The organism is Klebsiella sp. GL120222-02, assembly GCF_003097195.1.
GTDB lineage: Bacteria > Pseudomonadota > Gammaproteobacteria > Enterobacterales > Enterobacteriaceae > Klebsiella > Klebsiella variicola.
The window spans coordinates 229,933-243,919 of record NZ_QEQO01000005.1; the positions used below are offsets into that span (position 1 = coordinate 229,933).

The 13,987-nt window shown below is 56.4% G+C and carries 13 protein-coding genes; 8 read left to right on the top strand and 5 right to left on the bottom strand.

Annotated elements, in window-relative coordinates:
• The 7 genes from ftsQ to mutT all read left to right on the top strand — a co-directional run bounded on the left by ftsQ (position 1) and on the right by mutT (position 8,361).
• A complete protein-coding gene (ftsQ, locus tag N438_RS17065) occupies positions 1-831 on the top strand; it encodes a cell division protein FtsQ (protein WP_008807429.1) in 831 nt (276 codons plus the stop codon).
• Positions 828-2,090 (top strand): cell division protein FtsA, encoded by a 1,263-nt coding sequence (gene ftsA / locus N438_RS17070; RefSeq protein ID WP_004204343.1) that lies wholly within the window; start codon positions 828-830, stop codon positions 2,088-2,090. The genes ftsQ and ftsA overlap by 4 nt, the downstream gene beginning before the upstream one ends.
• Before the next feature lie 62 nt (positions 2,091-2,152).
• Positions 2,153-3,304, top strand: a complete 1,152-nt coding sequence (gene ftsZ, locus N438_RS17075; protein ID WP_002888628.1) for a cell division protein FtsZ — start codon at positions 2,153-2,155, stop codon at positions 3,302-3,304.
• Between the two features lie 100 nt (positions 3,305-3,404).
• The gene (gene lpxC / locus N438_RS17080; protein ID WP_002888632.1) at positions 3,405-4,322 is read left to right on the top strand and encodes a UDP-3-O-acyl-N-acetylglucosamine deacetylase; all 918 of its coding nucleotides are present in this window, start codon (positions 3,405-3,407) and stop codon (positions 4,320-4,322) included.
• A 323-nt stretch (positions 4,323-4,645) separates the two neighbouring features.
• Positions 4,646-5,143: a secA translation cis-regulator SecM gene (secM, locus tag N438_RS17085; protein ID WP_049245540.1), complete on the top strand. Its 498-nt coding sequence runs from the start codon at positions 4,646-4,648 to the stop codon at positions 5,141-5,143.
• A gap of 62 nt (positions 5,144-5,205) precedes the next feature.
• Complete coding sequence (gene secA / locus N438_RS17090; RefSeq protein ID WP_008807427.1) at positions 5,206-7,911, top strand: preprotein translocase subunit SecA; 2,706 nt, start codon at positions 5,206-5,208, stop codon at positions 7,909-7,911.
• A 57-nt stretch (positions 7,912-7,968) separates the two neighbouring features.
• A complete protein-coding gene (gene mutT, locus N438_RS17095; RefSeq protein WP_012542850.1) occupies positions 7,969-8,361 on the top strand; it encodes an 8-oxo-dGTP diphosphatase MutT in 393 nt (130 codons plus the stop codon).
• Positions 8,362-8,413: 52 nt separating this feature from the next.
• Here the strand turns inward: mutT and yacG are convergent, their stop codons facing one another.
• The 3 genes from yacG to coaE are packed head-to-tail and all read right to left on the bottom strand — an operon-like array spanning position 8,414 to position 9,981.
• Positions 8,414-8,608 (bottom strand): DNA gyrase inhibitor YacG, encoded by a 195-nt coding sequence (gene yacG, locus N438_RS17100; protein ID WP_008807425.1) that lies wholly within the window; start codon positions 8,606-8,608, stop codon positions 8,414-8,416.
• Positions 8,609-8,617: 9 nt separating this feature from the next.
• Positions 8,618-9,361: a cell division protein ZapD gene (gene zapD / locus N438_RS17105; RefSeq protein WP_008807424.1), complete on the bottom strand. Its 744-nt coding sequence runs from the start codon at positions 9,359-9,361 to the stop codon at positions 8,618-8,620.
• Positions 9,361-9,981 carry a dephospho-CoA kinase gene (gene coaE, locus N438_RS17110; protein WP_116696383.1) on the bottom strand — a complete coding sequence of 207 codons (621 nt, stop codon included), beginning with the start codon at positions 9,979-9,981 and terminating at the stop codon, positions 9,361-9,363. The genes zapD and coaE overlap by 1 nt, the downstream gene beginning before the upstream one ends.
• A gap of 343 nt (positions 9,982-10,324) precedes the next feature.
• Between coaE and N438_RS17115 the strand changes: the two genes are divergently transcribed.
• Positions 10,325-11,368, top strand: coding sequence for a GMP reductase (locus tag N438_RS17115; protein WP_023297067.1), 1,044 nt, complete (start codon positions 10,325-10,327; stop codon positions 11,366-11,368).
• Between the two features lie 36 nt (positions 11,369-11,404).
• Here N438_RS17115 and hofC read toward each other — a convergent pair whose 3' ends face one another.
• Positions 11,405-12,610 (bottom strand): protein transport protein HofC, encoded by a 1,206-nt coding sequence (gene hofC / locus N438_RS17120; protein ID WP_016160297.1) that lies wholly within the window; start codon positions 12,608-12,610, stop codon positions 11,405-11,407.
• Entirely contained in the window at positions 12,600-13,985 is a 1,386-nt protein-coding gene (gene gspE, locus N438_RS17125; RefSeq protein WP_008807419.1) for a type II secretion system protein GspE, read from the bottom strand. The genes hofC and gspE overlap by 11 nt, the downstream gene beginning before the upstream one ends.
• Between the last annotated feature and the right edge of the window lie 2 nt (positions 13,986-13,987).

Below are 13,987 nucleotides of genomic sequence, written 5' to 3' on the forward strand. Positions count from 1 at the left end.
ATGTCGCAGGCTGCGCTGAATACGCGGAACCATGAAGAGGACGTTTCTTCTTCGCGTCGGAGTAATGGAACGCGGCTGGCAGGGATCGTTTTCCTGCTGGCGGTGCTGTTTACCGTGCTGGTCAGCGGGTGGATGGTTCTTGGCTGGATGGAAGATGCGCAGCGCTTGCCGCTGTCGAAGATGGTGGTGACCGGCGAGCGTCACTATACGCGCAATGATGACATCCGCCAGGCGATTCTGGCGTTGGGTTCACCGGGTACTTTCATGACTCAGGATGTGAACATTATTCAGAGTCAAATTGAACGCTTGCCGTGGATTAAGCAGGCGAGCGTCCGTAAGCAGTGGCCCGATGAATTGAAGATTCATCTGGTTGAATATGTGCCGATTGCGCGCTGGAATGATCAACATATGGTGGATGCAGAAGGAAATGCCTTCAGCGTACCGGCGGATCGCACCAGCAAACAGAATTTACCGATGTTATACGGCCCGGAAGGCAGCGAGAACGAAGTGCTGCAAGGGTATCGTGACATGGGGCAGGTGCTGGCAAAGGATAAATTCACGTTGAAAGTGGCGGCGATGACCGCCCGTCGCTCCTGGCAGTTGACGCTTAATAATGACATTAAGCTCAACCTTGGCCGTGGCGATACCATGAAACGGCTTCAGCGCTTTATGGAACTCTACCCGGTTCTCCAGCAGCAGGCGCAGACCGACGGCAAACGGATTAGCTACGTTGATTTGCGTTATGACTCGGGTGCGGCAGTGGGCTGGGTACCTGCTCCCGTAGAGGAAACTAATCAACAACAGAATCAGGCACAGGCAGAACAACAATGATCAAGGCGACGGACAGAAAACTGGTAGTTGGACTGGAGATTGGCACCGCTAAGGTGGCCGCTTTAGTAGGGGAAGTTCTGCCCGACGGCATGATTAATATCATCGGCGTGGGCAGTTGCCCATCACGTGGTATGGATAAAGGCGGTGTGAACGACCTCGAGTCGGTGGTGAAATGCGTACAGCGCGCCATCGACCAGGCCGAACTGATGGCGGATTGCCAGATTTCATCAGTTTATTTGGCACTTTCGGGTAAACATATAAGCTGTCAGAATGAAATCGGGATGGTACCGATTTCGGAAGAAGAAGTGACGCTGGATGACGTTGAGAACGTGGTCCACACCGCGAAGTCGGTTCGCGTCCGCGATGAACATCGCGTCCTGCACGTGATTCCGCAGGAATATGCCATCGACTACCAGGAAGGGATTAAAAATCCGGTAGGGCTGTCTGGTGTGCGTATGCAGGCGAAGGTGCATCTGATTACCTGCCATAACGATATGGCGAAAAACATTGTTAAAGCGGTGGAACGTTGCGGTCTGAAAGTTGACCAACTTATTTTCGCCGGGTTAGCGGCCAGTTATTCGGTATTAACAGAAGACGAACGTGAGCTGGGCGTCTGCGTCGTGGACATCGGCGGTGGTACAATGGATATCGCCGTCTACACCGGCGGCGCATTGCGTCACACCAAAGTGATCCCGTACGCCGGGAACGTGGTGACCAGCGATATCGCCTATGCCTTTGGTACGCCGCCGAGCGATGCCGAAGCGATTAAGGTTCGTCACGGTTGCGCATTAGGTTCCATCGTCGGTAAAGACGAAAACGTCGAAGTCCCGAGCGTAGGCGGACGTCCGCCGCGCAGCCTGCAGCGTCAGACGCTGGCAGAGGTGATTGAACCGCGCTATACCGAGCTGCTTAATCTGGTCAACGAAGAGATCCTGCAGCTGCAGGAACAGCTTCGCCAGCAGGGTGTCAAACATCATCTGGCGGCAGGGATTGTGTTAACCGGCGGCGCGGCGCAAATTGAAGGCCTGGCGGCCTGCGCGCAGCGGGTATTCCATACCCAGGTGCGTATTGGCGCGCCGCTGAACATTACTGGTTTAACGGATTACGCCCAGGAGCCGTATTATTCGACGGCGGTTGGGCTGCTGCACTACGGCAAAGAGTCACATTTGAGTGGTGAAGCGGAAGTCGAAAAACGCGTGACGGCGTCAGTGGGCTCGTGGATTAAACGACTCAACAGCTGGCTGCGAAAAGAGTTTTAATTTTTTAAGAGAACGCAGACAATTAGCGTTCTCAGGCGACAGGCACAAGACGGAGAGAAACTATGTTTGAACCTATGGAACTGACCAACGACGCGGTGATTAAAGTCATCGGCGTCGGTGGCGGCGGCGGTAACGCCGTTGAACACATGGTGCGCGAGCGCATTGAGGGTGTTGAATTCTTCGCGGTGAACACCGATGCGCAGGCGCTGCGTAAAACGGCTGTTGGCCAGACTATCCAGATCGGTAGCGGTATTACCAAAGGTCTGGGTGCGGGCGCGAACCCGGAAGTCGGCCGCAATGCGGCGGACGAAGACCGTGAAGCGCTGCGTGCGGCCCTTGATGGCGCAGACATGGTGTTCATCGCGGCAGGTATGGGCGGCGGTACCGGTACCGGTGCGGCGCCAGTGGTTGCGGAAGTGGCGAAGGATCTGGGTATCCTCACCGTTGCGGTGGTCACGAAGCCGTTTAATTTCGAAGGCAAGAAGCGCATGGCGTTTGCTGAGCAGGGGATCACCGAGCTGTCCAAGCACGTTGACTCACTGATCACCATCCCGAACGACAAGCTGCTGAAAGTACTCGGCCGTGGTATTTCTCTGCTCGACGCGTTCGGCGCGGCAAACGATGTACTGAAAGGCGCGGTGCAGGGTATCGCCGAACTGATTACGCGTCCGGGCCTGATGAACGTCGACTTCGCGGACGTCCGTACCGTGATGTCAGAAATGGGCTACGCGATGATGGGCTCCGGCGTGGCGAGTGGTGAAGACCGTGCGGAAGAAGCGGCTGAAATGGCTATCTCTTCTCCGCTGCTGGAAGATATCGACCTGTCCGGCGCGCGCGGCGTACTGGTTAACATTACTGCGGGCTTCGACCTGCGTCTGGATGAGTTCGAAACCGTGGGTAACACCATCCGTGCCTTTGCGTCGGATAACGCGACCGTGGTTATCGGTACTTCTCTGGACCCGGATATGAACGACGAGCTGCGCGTGACCGTGGTGGCGACTGGTATCGGCATGGACAAGCGTCCGGAAATTACCCTGGTGACCAACAAACAGGTTCAGCAGCCGGTGATGGATCGCTACCAGCAGCACGGTATGTCGCCGCTGACGCAAGAGCAGAAGCCGGCAGCAAAAGTGGTGAACGACAATACGCCGCAAACCGCGAAAGAGCCGGATTATCTGGATATCCCAGCCTTCCTGCGTAAGCAAGCCGATTAAGAATCGACTGGAAGTTGGGCATCTGCGCTCTTTGTGCTAAACTGGCCTCCCGATAGTGGTGTACACTTCGGTTGGATAGGTAAATTGGCGAGATTATACGATGATCAAACAAAGGACTCTTAAACGTATCGTTCAGGCGACTGGTGTCGGTTTGCATACCGGCAAGAAAGTCACACTGACGTTACGCCCTGCGCCGGCAAATACCGGGGTCATCTATCGTCGCACCGACTTGAATCCACCGGTAGATTTTCCGGCTGATGCCAAATCTGTGCGTGATACCATGCTCTGTACTTGCCTGGTTAATGAGCATGACGTGCGGATTTCTACGGTTGAACACCTGAACGCCGCATTGGCTGGCCTGGGTATCGACAACATTATTGTTGAAGTCGATGCGCCGGAAATCCCGATTATGGACGGCAGTGCGGCTCCGTTCGTTTATCTGTTGCTGGACGCCGGCATCGATGAACTGAACTGCGCCAAGAAATTTGTTCGTATCAAAGAGACGGTTCGCGTCGAAGATGGCGACAAATGGGCTGAATTCAAACCGTACAATGGTTTTTCGCTGGATTTCACCATCGATTTTAACCATCCGGCGATTGATGCCAGCACCCAGCGCTATACGCTGAACTTCTCGGCCGATGCGTTCATGCGTCAGATTAGCCGTGCGCGTACCTTCGGTTTTATGCGCGATATCGAATATCTGCAGTCCCGCGGCCTGTGCCTGGGCGGCAGCTTCGATTGTGCCATCGTTGTTGACGATTATCGCGTACTGAACGAAGACGGTCTGCGCTTTGAAGACGAATTTGTTCGCCACAAAATGCTGGATGCGATCGGTGACCTGTTTATGTGTGGTCACAACATTATCGGCGCATTCACGGCGTACAAATCGGGTCACGCGTTGAATAACAAACTGCTGCAGGCGGTCCTGGCAAAACAGGAAGCCTGGGAGTATGTGACCTTCGAAGACGACGCAAAACTGCCTATGGCGTTCCGCGCACCGTCGATGGTTCTGGCGTAAGCCTGACCATTCAGTAAATTCGACTGGTAACCTGGTACTCTCTCCGACCAGGGAACCAGTCGTTTTTCTTTTATAACCCCTTCCAGTTATTTTTCGCAGTGATTGTCGGGCAATAATTAGCGCGCGTTCGCTGTTTTATTAAGCGTTTTCCCCGGGCAATCGCCTTCATTCATGCTGCCTCAGCGCGGTAATAATGTTAGTATTTGAGCGCAAAATTATTTCTCCGGGTTGCTTTACCCCGTGGATGTCAGGGTGTCCTGCAAAAAACGCTAATTAAGAGGCGGCCTGAACGACGACGGGTATACCAACGAAAGGTAATGAAAGTGAGTGGATTGCTGACGCGCTGGCGACAGTTTGGCAGACGGTATTTTTGGCCGCATCTCCTGTTGGGGATGGTCGCGGCCAGCTTCGGCCTGCCCGCGCTTAGCAACAGCCACGAAACTGCGACGCCGGCGAAGGCAACGTCCAGCAACCACAATCCGAGCAAAGTTAATTTCTCTCAGCTGGCGCTGCTGGAGAGTAATCGTCGGCCGAACTTTACCGTCGACTACTGGCATCAGCACGCCATTCGCACCGTTATTCGTCATCTCTCCTTCGCGATGGCGCCACAGGCATTGCCGGTGGCGGAAGAAACTTCCCCGCTGCAGGCCCAACATCTGGCGCTGCTTGATACGCTCAGCGCGCTGCTGACCCAGGACAGCACGCCGCCGGTGGTGATCCGCCAGGTGGCTTACATCTCTTCCTCATATTCTGCCTTCCGCGTGAGCGCCTGGATTAGCCAGGTGGCGGGGATCCGCGCAGGACCTCAACGTCTCAGCTGAAAATAACCCCGGACCATCCTATTTTTTGTGACTCCGCACCGCGGGGCGTTTGAGATTTTATTATGCTTATTAAAATGTTAACTAAGGTTTTCGGCAGCCGTAATGACCGTACGCTGCGTCGTATGCGCAAAGTTGTCAATATCATCAACGGTATGGAACCGGCGATGGAAAAACTCTCTGATGACGAGCTGAAAGCGAAAACTGCTGAATTCCGCGCGCGCCTGGAAAAAGGCGAAGTGCTGGAAAACCTGATCCCGGAAGCCTTTGCCGTCGTTCGCGAAGCCAGTAAGCGTGTGTTCGGCATGCGCCACTTCGACGTCCAGCTGCTGGGCGGTATGGTGCTTAACGATCGCTGCATCGCCGAGATGCGTACTGGTGAAGGTAAAACGCTGACCGCGACCCTGCCGGCGTACCTCAACGCACTGACCGGTAAAGGCGTCCACGTGGTGACCGTCAACGACTATCTGGCGCAGCGTGACGCCGAAAACAACCGTCCGCTGTTCGAATTCCTTGGTATGAGCGTGGGCATCAATATGTCCGGTCTGCCGGCGCCGGCGAAGCGTGAAGCCTACGCTGCCGATATTACCTACGGTACCAACAACGAATACGGCTTCGACTATCTGCGCGACAACATGGCCTTCAGCCCGGAAGAGCGCGTTCAACGTAAACTGCACTATGCGCTGGTGGATGAGGTGGACTCCATCCTGATCGACGAAGCGCGTACCCCGCTGATCATTTCCGGTCCGGCGGAAGACAGCTCTGAAATGTACCGTAAGGTAAACAAAATCATCCCGCATCTGATCCGTCAGGAAAAAGAGGATTCGGATACCTTTACCGGTGAAGGCCACTTCTCTGTTGATGAGAAAGCCCGCCAGGTTAACCTGACCGAACGCGGTCTGGTGCTCATCGAAGAGCTGCTGGTGCAGGAAGGCATTATGGAAGAAGGTGAGTCGCTGTACTCCCCGACCAACATCATGCTGATGCACCACGTGACCGCCGCGCTGCGCGCCCATGCGTTGTTCACCCGCGACGTTGACTACATCGTTAAAGATGGCGAAGTTATCATCGTCGATGAGCACACTGGCCGTACGATGCAAGGCCGCCGTTGGTCCGATGGTCTGCACCAGGCGGTGGAAGCCAAAGAAGGCGTGGAGATCCAGAACGAGAACCAGACTCTGGCCTCTATCACCTTCCAGAACTACTTCCGCCTGTACGAGAAACTGGCGGGGATGACCGGTACAGCGGATACCGAAGCCTTCGAATTCAGCTCTATCTATAAGCTGGATACCGTTGTCGTGCCGACCAACCGTCCGATGATCCGTAAGGACATGGCGGATCTGGTCTATATGACCGAAGCGGAAAAAATTCAGGCGATTATCGAAGATATTAAAACCCGCACCGCTGCCGGCCAGCCGGTGCTGGTGGGGACTATCTCGATCGAAAAATCCGAAGTAGTTTCGCGCGAGCTGACCAAAGCCGGCATCAAGCACAACGTACTGAACGCCAAGTTCCACGCCAGCGAAGCGGATATCGTCGCCCAGGCGGGTTATCCGGCAGCGGTGACCATTGCCACCAACATGGCGGGTCGTGGTACCGATATTATGCTCGGCGGTAGCTGGCAGGCGGAAGTCGCCGCGCTGGAAAATCCGACGCCGGAACAGATTGAAAAAATCAAAGCGGACTGGCAGGTGCGCCATGATGCGGTTCTGGCCGCAGGCGGTCTACACATTATCGGTACTGAGCGTCATGAATCACGCCGTATCGATAACCAGCTGCGTGGCCGTGCGGGTCGTCAGGGTGATGCCGGTTCGTCTCGCTTCTACCTGTCGATGGAAGATGCTCTGATGCGTATCTTCGCCTCCGATCGTGTGTCCGGCATGATGCGCAAACTGGGGATGAAGCCGGGTGAAGCCATCGAGCACCCGTGGGTAACTAAGGCTATCGCCAACGCTCAGCGTAAAGTGGAAAGCCGTAACTTCGATATTCGTAAGCAGCTGCTGGAATATGATGATGTGGCTAACGACCAGCGCCGCGCGATCTACACTCAGCGTAACGAACTGCTGGACGTGTCTGATGTCAGCGAAACCATCAACAGCATCCGCGAAGACGTCTTTAAAGCGACTATCGATGCGCATATTCCGCCGCAGTCGCTGGAAGAGATGTGGGATATTGAAGGCCTGCAGGAGCGTCTGAAAAACGACTTCGACCTCGAGCTGCCGATCAAAGAGTGGCTGGATAAAGAGCCGGAGCTGCATGAAGAGACCCTGCGTGAACGTATTCTGCAGAGCGCGGTAGAAACTTACCAGCGTAAAGAAGAAGTGGTCGGTGCCGAGATGATGCGTCACTTTGAGAAAGGTGTGATGCTGCAGACCCTGGACTCCCTGTGGAAAGAGCACCTGGCAGCGATGGACTATCTGCGTCAGGGTATCCATCTGCGTGGCTATGCGCAGAAAGATCCAAAGCAGGAGTACAAGCGCGAATCGTTCTCTATGTTTGCTGCGATGCTGGAGTCACTGAAGTATGAAGTGATTAGCACCCTGAGCAAAGTCCAGGTGCGTATGCCGGAAGAAGTCGAAGCGATGGAGCAACAGCGTCGTGAAGAAGCCGAGCGCCTGGCGCAGATGCAGCAGCTCAGCCATCAGAGCGATGATGAGGCCGCTGCCGAGGATCTGGCGGCACAAACCGGCGAGCGTAAAGTGGGGCGTAACGATCCCTGTCCGTGCGGTTCCGGTAAAAAATATAAACAGTGCCACGGCCGTCTGAGCTAAGGCCTGATAAAAAAACAAAGGCGCAGAGTTCTGCGCCTTTTTTATGGAGCTGATCCAATGAAAAAACTGCAAATCGCCGTCGGGATAATTCGCAATCCACAAGGCGAAATCTTTATTACCCAGCGCGCCGCTGATGCCCATATGGCGAATAAGCTGGAGTTCCCGGGCGGGAAGATTGAATCTGATGAGACGCCGGAGCAGGCGCTAATTCGCGAGCTGCAGGAAGAGGTTGGAATTACGGTAAGGTCTGCAACGCTATTTGATAAGCTGGAGTATCAGTTCCCTGACCGCCATATAACGCTGTGGTTTTTCCTTGTGGAAAATTGGCAAGGCGAGCCATGGGGTAAAGAAGGGCAACCGGGACGGTGGATGGCGGGTCAGACACTGGATCCAGAGGCGTTCCCCCCGGCGAATGAACCGGTTATCAACAAACTTATCGGCCTGTGCTGAGCCTCAGGCTACAACGCTAACCCGATAATTATCGGGTTAGCGTGCCGGTAAATCAGGGCTGCTGCTCGCTCCAGTCATCGCTGTCGGAGAGATCGCCCGCACTGGGGATGCGTTTCTCTTCTGCGGCCCATTCTCCCAGATCGATCAGCTGACAGCGCTTGCTGCAGAATGGACGAAAGGGACTCTGCTCACCCCACACCACGTTTTTGCCGCAGGTCGGGCAGTTGACGATGGTCTCTTCAGACATGTTATCTCCTTAGCAGCAGGCCAGTTCAAAATCAAAGCGCTCCGGCACGATCCCATACTCACTGTCCAGCGGCAGGAAACGGATAGCGAAACGGCTCTTATGGCCGGAGATCTGCGGATACAGCTGGTGAGCCAGATCGAGACGCAGACGTAGCAGATCGGCATCTTCGCCATTATCCTGGTAAAAGCCGTTGAGGCTGGTCTGTTTGCGAAACAGCGCAGAGTTACGGATCAGGTCGAGGATCAGGTTCAGGGACTGGATCAGCGGATCGAGGCTGGCGAGCCAGCTGGCCACCTGCTCGTCCCGATGCGCCTGTGGCATATGGAGCCAGATATGCAGGGTCGGTAAATCGAAGCTGCAGCAGCCGCCAGGAATACTCAGGCGCTGACGCACCAGCGCAATCAGGCGATCTTCACGCAGAAACTGGCCAATACGCGGCGCGGCCATCAGGGTGCTGGAGGATTGCTTCAGCTGCTGGCGCAGTTCGTTAATGCGCTCCTGATCGACGCCCGGTACTTCAGCCCAGGACTGGAGCTTGCGCTGCTGGCGCTCCAGTTCTTTAACCAGGTCGGTACGCACCTCGCCACGCTCCAGCACATCCAACAGATCGCCGGCGTTACGGAAAAAATGGAGCGCATCGGCATGAGTGGCAATCATCGGATGGAAAGCCATTTGCTGGATCAGAAATTCGATGCGCAGCCAGGTACGCATTTTCTCATTAAGAGGATGTTCAAACAGAACGGGGGTATGCATTACGAGTTTTCCTGTGAGGCGGCCTGCGATGCCAGCATTAAATACTTTTCGTGCAGGCGGGCAACATCCGATGCCACTGCATCCGGCGTGCCAGTGTTTTCAATAACATCGTCCGCGGCGGCCAAGCGCTGCTCGCGCGTGGCCTGAGCGGCAAGAATATGTTCAGCATGTTCGCGGCTGACCTTGTCACGCAGCATGGTGCGTTCGATCTGCGTTTCTTTTGGCACATCGACGACCAGTACGCGATCGGCCTGACCGGACAGGCGGTTTTCGACCAGCAAAGGTACGACCCAGAGGAGATAAGGGGAGGTAGCAGCCTGCATCTGGCGGCGCGTTTCCTGCTGGATCAGCGGATGCAACAGCGCGTTAAGCCAGGCTTTATCCTCCACGTGAGCAAAAATTTTTTCCCGCAGCAGGCGGCGGTTCAGCGTGCCGTCGGGGGCAATCATCTGCGACCCAAAGTGGTCGGCGATGGCCTGGAGCGCTGGGGTGCCAGGTTCGACCACCTGGCGGGCGATAACATCGGCATCAACAACGTTAACCCCGAGCTGCGCGAAGGCGTCGGCGACCGTGCTTTTACCGCTGCCGATCCCACCTGTTAACGCGACTGTGTACCCCATATCTTCTGACCCTGAAACGGATTGCTCGTATTTTTTGCATTCAGACAGCGATGACTGGCCGCACGTCGGAGAGGTGATAGTGATCATGTCGTGATAGTCACGTGCCAACCGGGATCGCCGCCCGCTATTCTGTTTCTTTTAATCAAGCAAATCAAATGGTTAAAAATAATACGCTGGCGAGGAAAGGCATAAGCGCTTTTTTCTCCATTCACCAGGTAAATTTATACGATTGTAGCGTAAAAAAAGTGAAAATCGCAGTCTTGCGCAGGCCTGATTCGTGCGTATGATAACGTCACTGGAGTTGTGCTCTCACAATAATGCAATTAACCCCAGGAATTCGCACATGCGTATTGAAGAAGATCTGAAGCTTGGTTTCAAAGACGTTCTTATCCGCCCGAAACGCTCTACTCTCAAAAGCCGTTCTGATGTTGAGCTGGAACGTGAATTCACTTTCAAACATTCAGGCCAGACCTGGTCCGGTGTGCCAATTATTGCGGCCAACATGGATACCGTCGGCACCTTCAGTATGGCGCAAGCGCTGGCCACTTTTGGTATTCTGACCGCGGTACACAAGCACTACACCGTTGAGGAATGGCAGGCGTTTGTACAGGGCGCGTCCGCAGACGTCCTCAAGCATGTGATGGTTTCCACCGGCACTTCCGATGCGGATTTCGAAAAGACGCAACAGATCCTCTCTCAGAATCCGCAACTGAACTTTGTGTGCATCGACGTGGCTAACGGCTACTCTGAGCACTTCGTGCAGTTTGTGGCGAAAGCCCGTGAAGCCTGGCCGCAGAAAACCATTATCGCCGGAAACGTGGTCACTGGTGAAATGTGCGAAGAGCTGATCCTCTCCGGCGCCGATATTGTGAAAGTCGGGATTGGCCCGGGTTCCGTCTGCACTACCCGCGTCAAAACGGGCGTCGGCTATCCGCAGCTCTCCGCCGTGATCGAGTGCGCTGATGCGGCGCACGGCCTGGGCGGCCAGATCATCAGCGACGGGGGATGCACCATGCCGGGTGATGTGGCGAAAGCTTTCGGCGGCGGCGCCGATTTCGTGATGCTCGGCGGCATGCTGGCGGGCCATGAAGAGAGCGGCGGAACCATCGTTGAAGAGAACGGGGAAAAATTCATGCTGTTCTATGGCATGAGCTCCGAGTCGGCGATGACGCGCCATGTGGGCGGTGTCGCGAAATACCGCGCGGCGGAAGGTAAAACCGTTAAGCTACCGCTGCGTGGCCCGGTGGATAATACTGCTCGCGATATCCTTGGCGGCCTGCGTTCAGCCTGCACCTATGTTGGCGCGTCGCGTCTGAAAGAGCTGACCAAACGGACGACCTTTATCCGCGTTCAGGAACAAGAGAACCGGATATTTAATAGCCTGTAAGTGGCTTCGCTGGCGCCTGTGCTGCGCCAGCGTTTCTCATCCTCCCGCCCCGCCAATGGCATCGCCCAGATGAAAAACGGGCAAATACATCGCCACCACCAGAATGCCGACCAGTGAACCGGTTATCACCAGCATGATGGGTTCGAGATGCGCAGCCAGACTGTCGGCTCGCTGATGCGTTTGCTCCCGATGATGGTGCGCCAGATTTTCCAGCATTTGATCCAGCGCCCCCGCGCTTTCACCCGTACGGATGAGCTGCAGGCACAGCGGAGTAAAACCGCCGCACCGGCTTAACGCCTGCCAAATCGGTTCCCCCTGGGCTATCAGCGTACGGGCTTGCGCCAGGCGCTGGCGCCAGAGTGGGCACGACAGAGTTGCTTCAACACTTTGCAAACCCTGCAGAAAGCTAATACCGGCGCTTTGGGTTAACGCCAGGATGGTAAAGATCAGGCTCAGCTGTTGGCCGCCGATCAGGGGGCCGATGAGAGGGAGCGCGTTCAGCAATCGCTGGCGACGCAGCAACCAGTCGCTACGCCGCCGGACCAGCTGGTTGAGCAGCAGCGGGCTCAGGAAAAGGGCCAGCAGTAGAGGCCAGCCGCGACTTAGCATGTCGCCTGCCGCAACGACCATCCGCGTCAACAGCGGCAGCGGCGTACTGAACGTCTGGTAGATGGCGGTGAACTCGGGCAGGACAAAATAGAGCATCCCCAGCACCACCAGCAGCGCCAGGGCGAGCACAATCAGCGGGTAACGCAGCGCTTTTTTGACCTTGCCGGCGAGCCGCTGCTGCTCCTGCTGTTGGTTGGCCAGCTGCAGGCAGCAGATATCAAGCTTGCCTGTCAGTTCGCCGGTGCTAATCATCGCCAGATAAAGCGGCGGAAAGGCTTGCGGCCACTGCGCCAGCGCGGTAGAGAAAGCTACGCCCTGAGCCAGCTCGCGGCCCAGGGACTCAAGCAGCGCTTGCCATTGCGGGTGTGGTTGCTGCTGCGCCAGCAGAGATAAACCGTCCGCCAGCGGCAGGCCGGCCTGCAGCAGGGTGGCGAGCTGACGGATCGTTTCGCTACTGTAGCGTGGGTGCCAGAGATTCAGCTTCACTGCACAGCGGCGCACGGCCAGCGGCATGACGCGCTGCTGCTGAAGGTCGTGCAGCACCTCCAGACGACTGGCTTGCCATAGCATCCCCTGGCAAGGGGCGCCGTGCGCATCGATACCGCGCCAGCGCCAGAGACGCTTAGTCGCCATGGGGGATCCCCAGCACCCGCACCACCTCTTCAAGGCTGGTCAGCCCCTGTTCGATAGCCTGACAACCGCTTTCAAAAAGCGTCATCATCCCCGCGGCTCGCGCCAGAGATTCAATCTCAATGGCATTCAGCCCCTGGACTATTCCCTGGCGTAACCCGGGGGTGACAGGCATGACCTCAAACAGCGCCAGCCTGCCGTGATAACCGTGATAACAGTGATCGCAGCCAGCCGCCTGCCAGCGCGGCAGCGGGCGTGGCCACAGGCTGTGCGGCAGGTCGGCGGCGCTACCGACATTGCGCCGACAGTGGGGGCACAGCTTGCGGACCAGGCGCTGGGCGATAACCAGCGAGAGCGCTGAAGATATCATCCAGCGGGCGATGCCCATCTGCTGCAGGCGGGTGAGGGTTTCGCTGGTGGAGTTGGTGTGCAGGGTGGAAAGCACCAGATGGCCGGTCTGGGCGGCTTTCAGGGCTATTTCAGCGGTCTCGGCGTCACGAATCTCGCCTACCATGACAATATCCGGATCCTGGCGTAACAGGGCGCGGAGTACGCTGTGAAAGGTGAGCCCGGAACGCGGATTAATTTGCGTCTGATTCATCCCGGCGATGGGGATCTCCAGCGGATCCTCGACGCTACAGATGTTCACTTGCTCCCGGTTTCTGGCCTGCAGGGCGCTGTAGAGGGTCACCGTTTTACCGCTTCCGGTCGGGCCGGTGACCAGCAGTAGACCCTGCGGCTGATTAAGCGCCTGGCGAAAAGCCGCCAGCTGGGAAGAGGAGAGTCCGAGGGCCTCCAGATCCAGGGCCTGGTCAACCTGATGCAGAAGACGCAGGACAATTTTTTCGCCATAGCGGCAGGGTAGAGTGGCGATGCGAAAGGAGAGCGGTCGTCCGCCGAGGTTCAGCGCGAACTGACCATCCTGTGGTAAACGATGCTCGGCGATATCGAGACTGGCCATGACCTTGAGTCGCGCGATAATCGGTGCCGCCAGCTCGGGGGCCAGCAACGGCAGGGCATGGAGGACGCCATCGACCCGCAGGCGGATGCGTAAATGCGTTTCCGTGGGTTCGATATGAATATCGGACGCCCGCTGACGCAGAGCCTGTTCGAGGATCTGGTTGACCCGTTCGGCGATATTTTCCGGCCCCGCGTTTTGCGCCAGTTGCGCCTGCTTTTCCTGGGCCTGCAGACGCTTGTCCATCTGTTCCTGGCTCCAGCATTCAATATCGATTCGCTTTTGCGTCGCGAAGCGCAGCGCCTCCATCAGCTCTGTTGGTGGGGTATCGACCACCGCAATGGATATCGTCTGCTCGTCGCTATGCAGCAACATGGCGTGATAGCGGCGACAGAGAGGGATCAGCTGTTCTGTTTTCATGT

Coding starts and splice junctions, on each gene's coding strand:
- ftsQ (WP_008807429.1), top strand. CDS start 1: ATGTCGCAGGCTGCGCTGAATACGCGGAACCATGAAGAGGACGTTTCT.
- ftsA (WP_004204343.1), top strand. CDS start 828: ATGATCAAGGCGACGGACAGAAAACTGGTAGTTGGACTGGAGATTGGC.
- ftsZ (WP_002888628.1), top strand. CDS start 2,153: ATGTTTGAACCTATGGAACTGACCAACGACGCGGTGATTAAAGTCATC.
- lpxC (WP_002888632.1), top strand. CDS start 3,405: ATGATCAAACAAAGGACTCTTAAACGTATCGTTCAGGCGACTGGTGTC.
- secA (WP_008807427.1), top strand. CDS start 5,206: ATGCTTATTAAAATGTTAACTAAGGTTTTCGGCAGCCGTAATGACCGT.
- mutT (WP_012542850.1), top strand. CDS start 7,969: ATGAAAAAACTGCAAATCGCCGTCGGGATAATTCGCAATCCACAAGGC.
- yacG (WP_008807425.1), bottom strand. CDS start 8,608: ATGTCTGAAGAGACCATCGTCAACTGCCCGACCTGCGGCAAAAACGTG.
- zapD (WP_008807424.1), bottom strand. CDS start 9,361: ATGCATACCCCCGTTCTGTTTGAACATCCTCTTAATGAGAAAATGCGT.
- coaE (WP_116696383.1), bottom strand. CDS start 9,981: ATGGGGTACACAGTCGCGTTAACAGGTGGGATCGGCAGCGGTAAAAGC.
- N438_RS17115 (WP_023297067.1), top strand. CDS start 10,325: ATGCGTATTGAAGAAGATCTGAAGCTTGGTTTCAAAGACGTTCTTATC.
- hofC (WP_016160297.1), bottom strand. CDS start 12,610: ATGGCGACTAAGCGTCTCTGGCGCTGGCGCGGTATCGATGCGCACGGC.
- gspE (WP_008807419.1), bottom strand. CDS start 13,985: ATGAAAACAGAACAGCTGATCCCTCTCTGTCGCCGCTATCACGCCATG.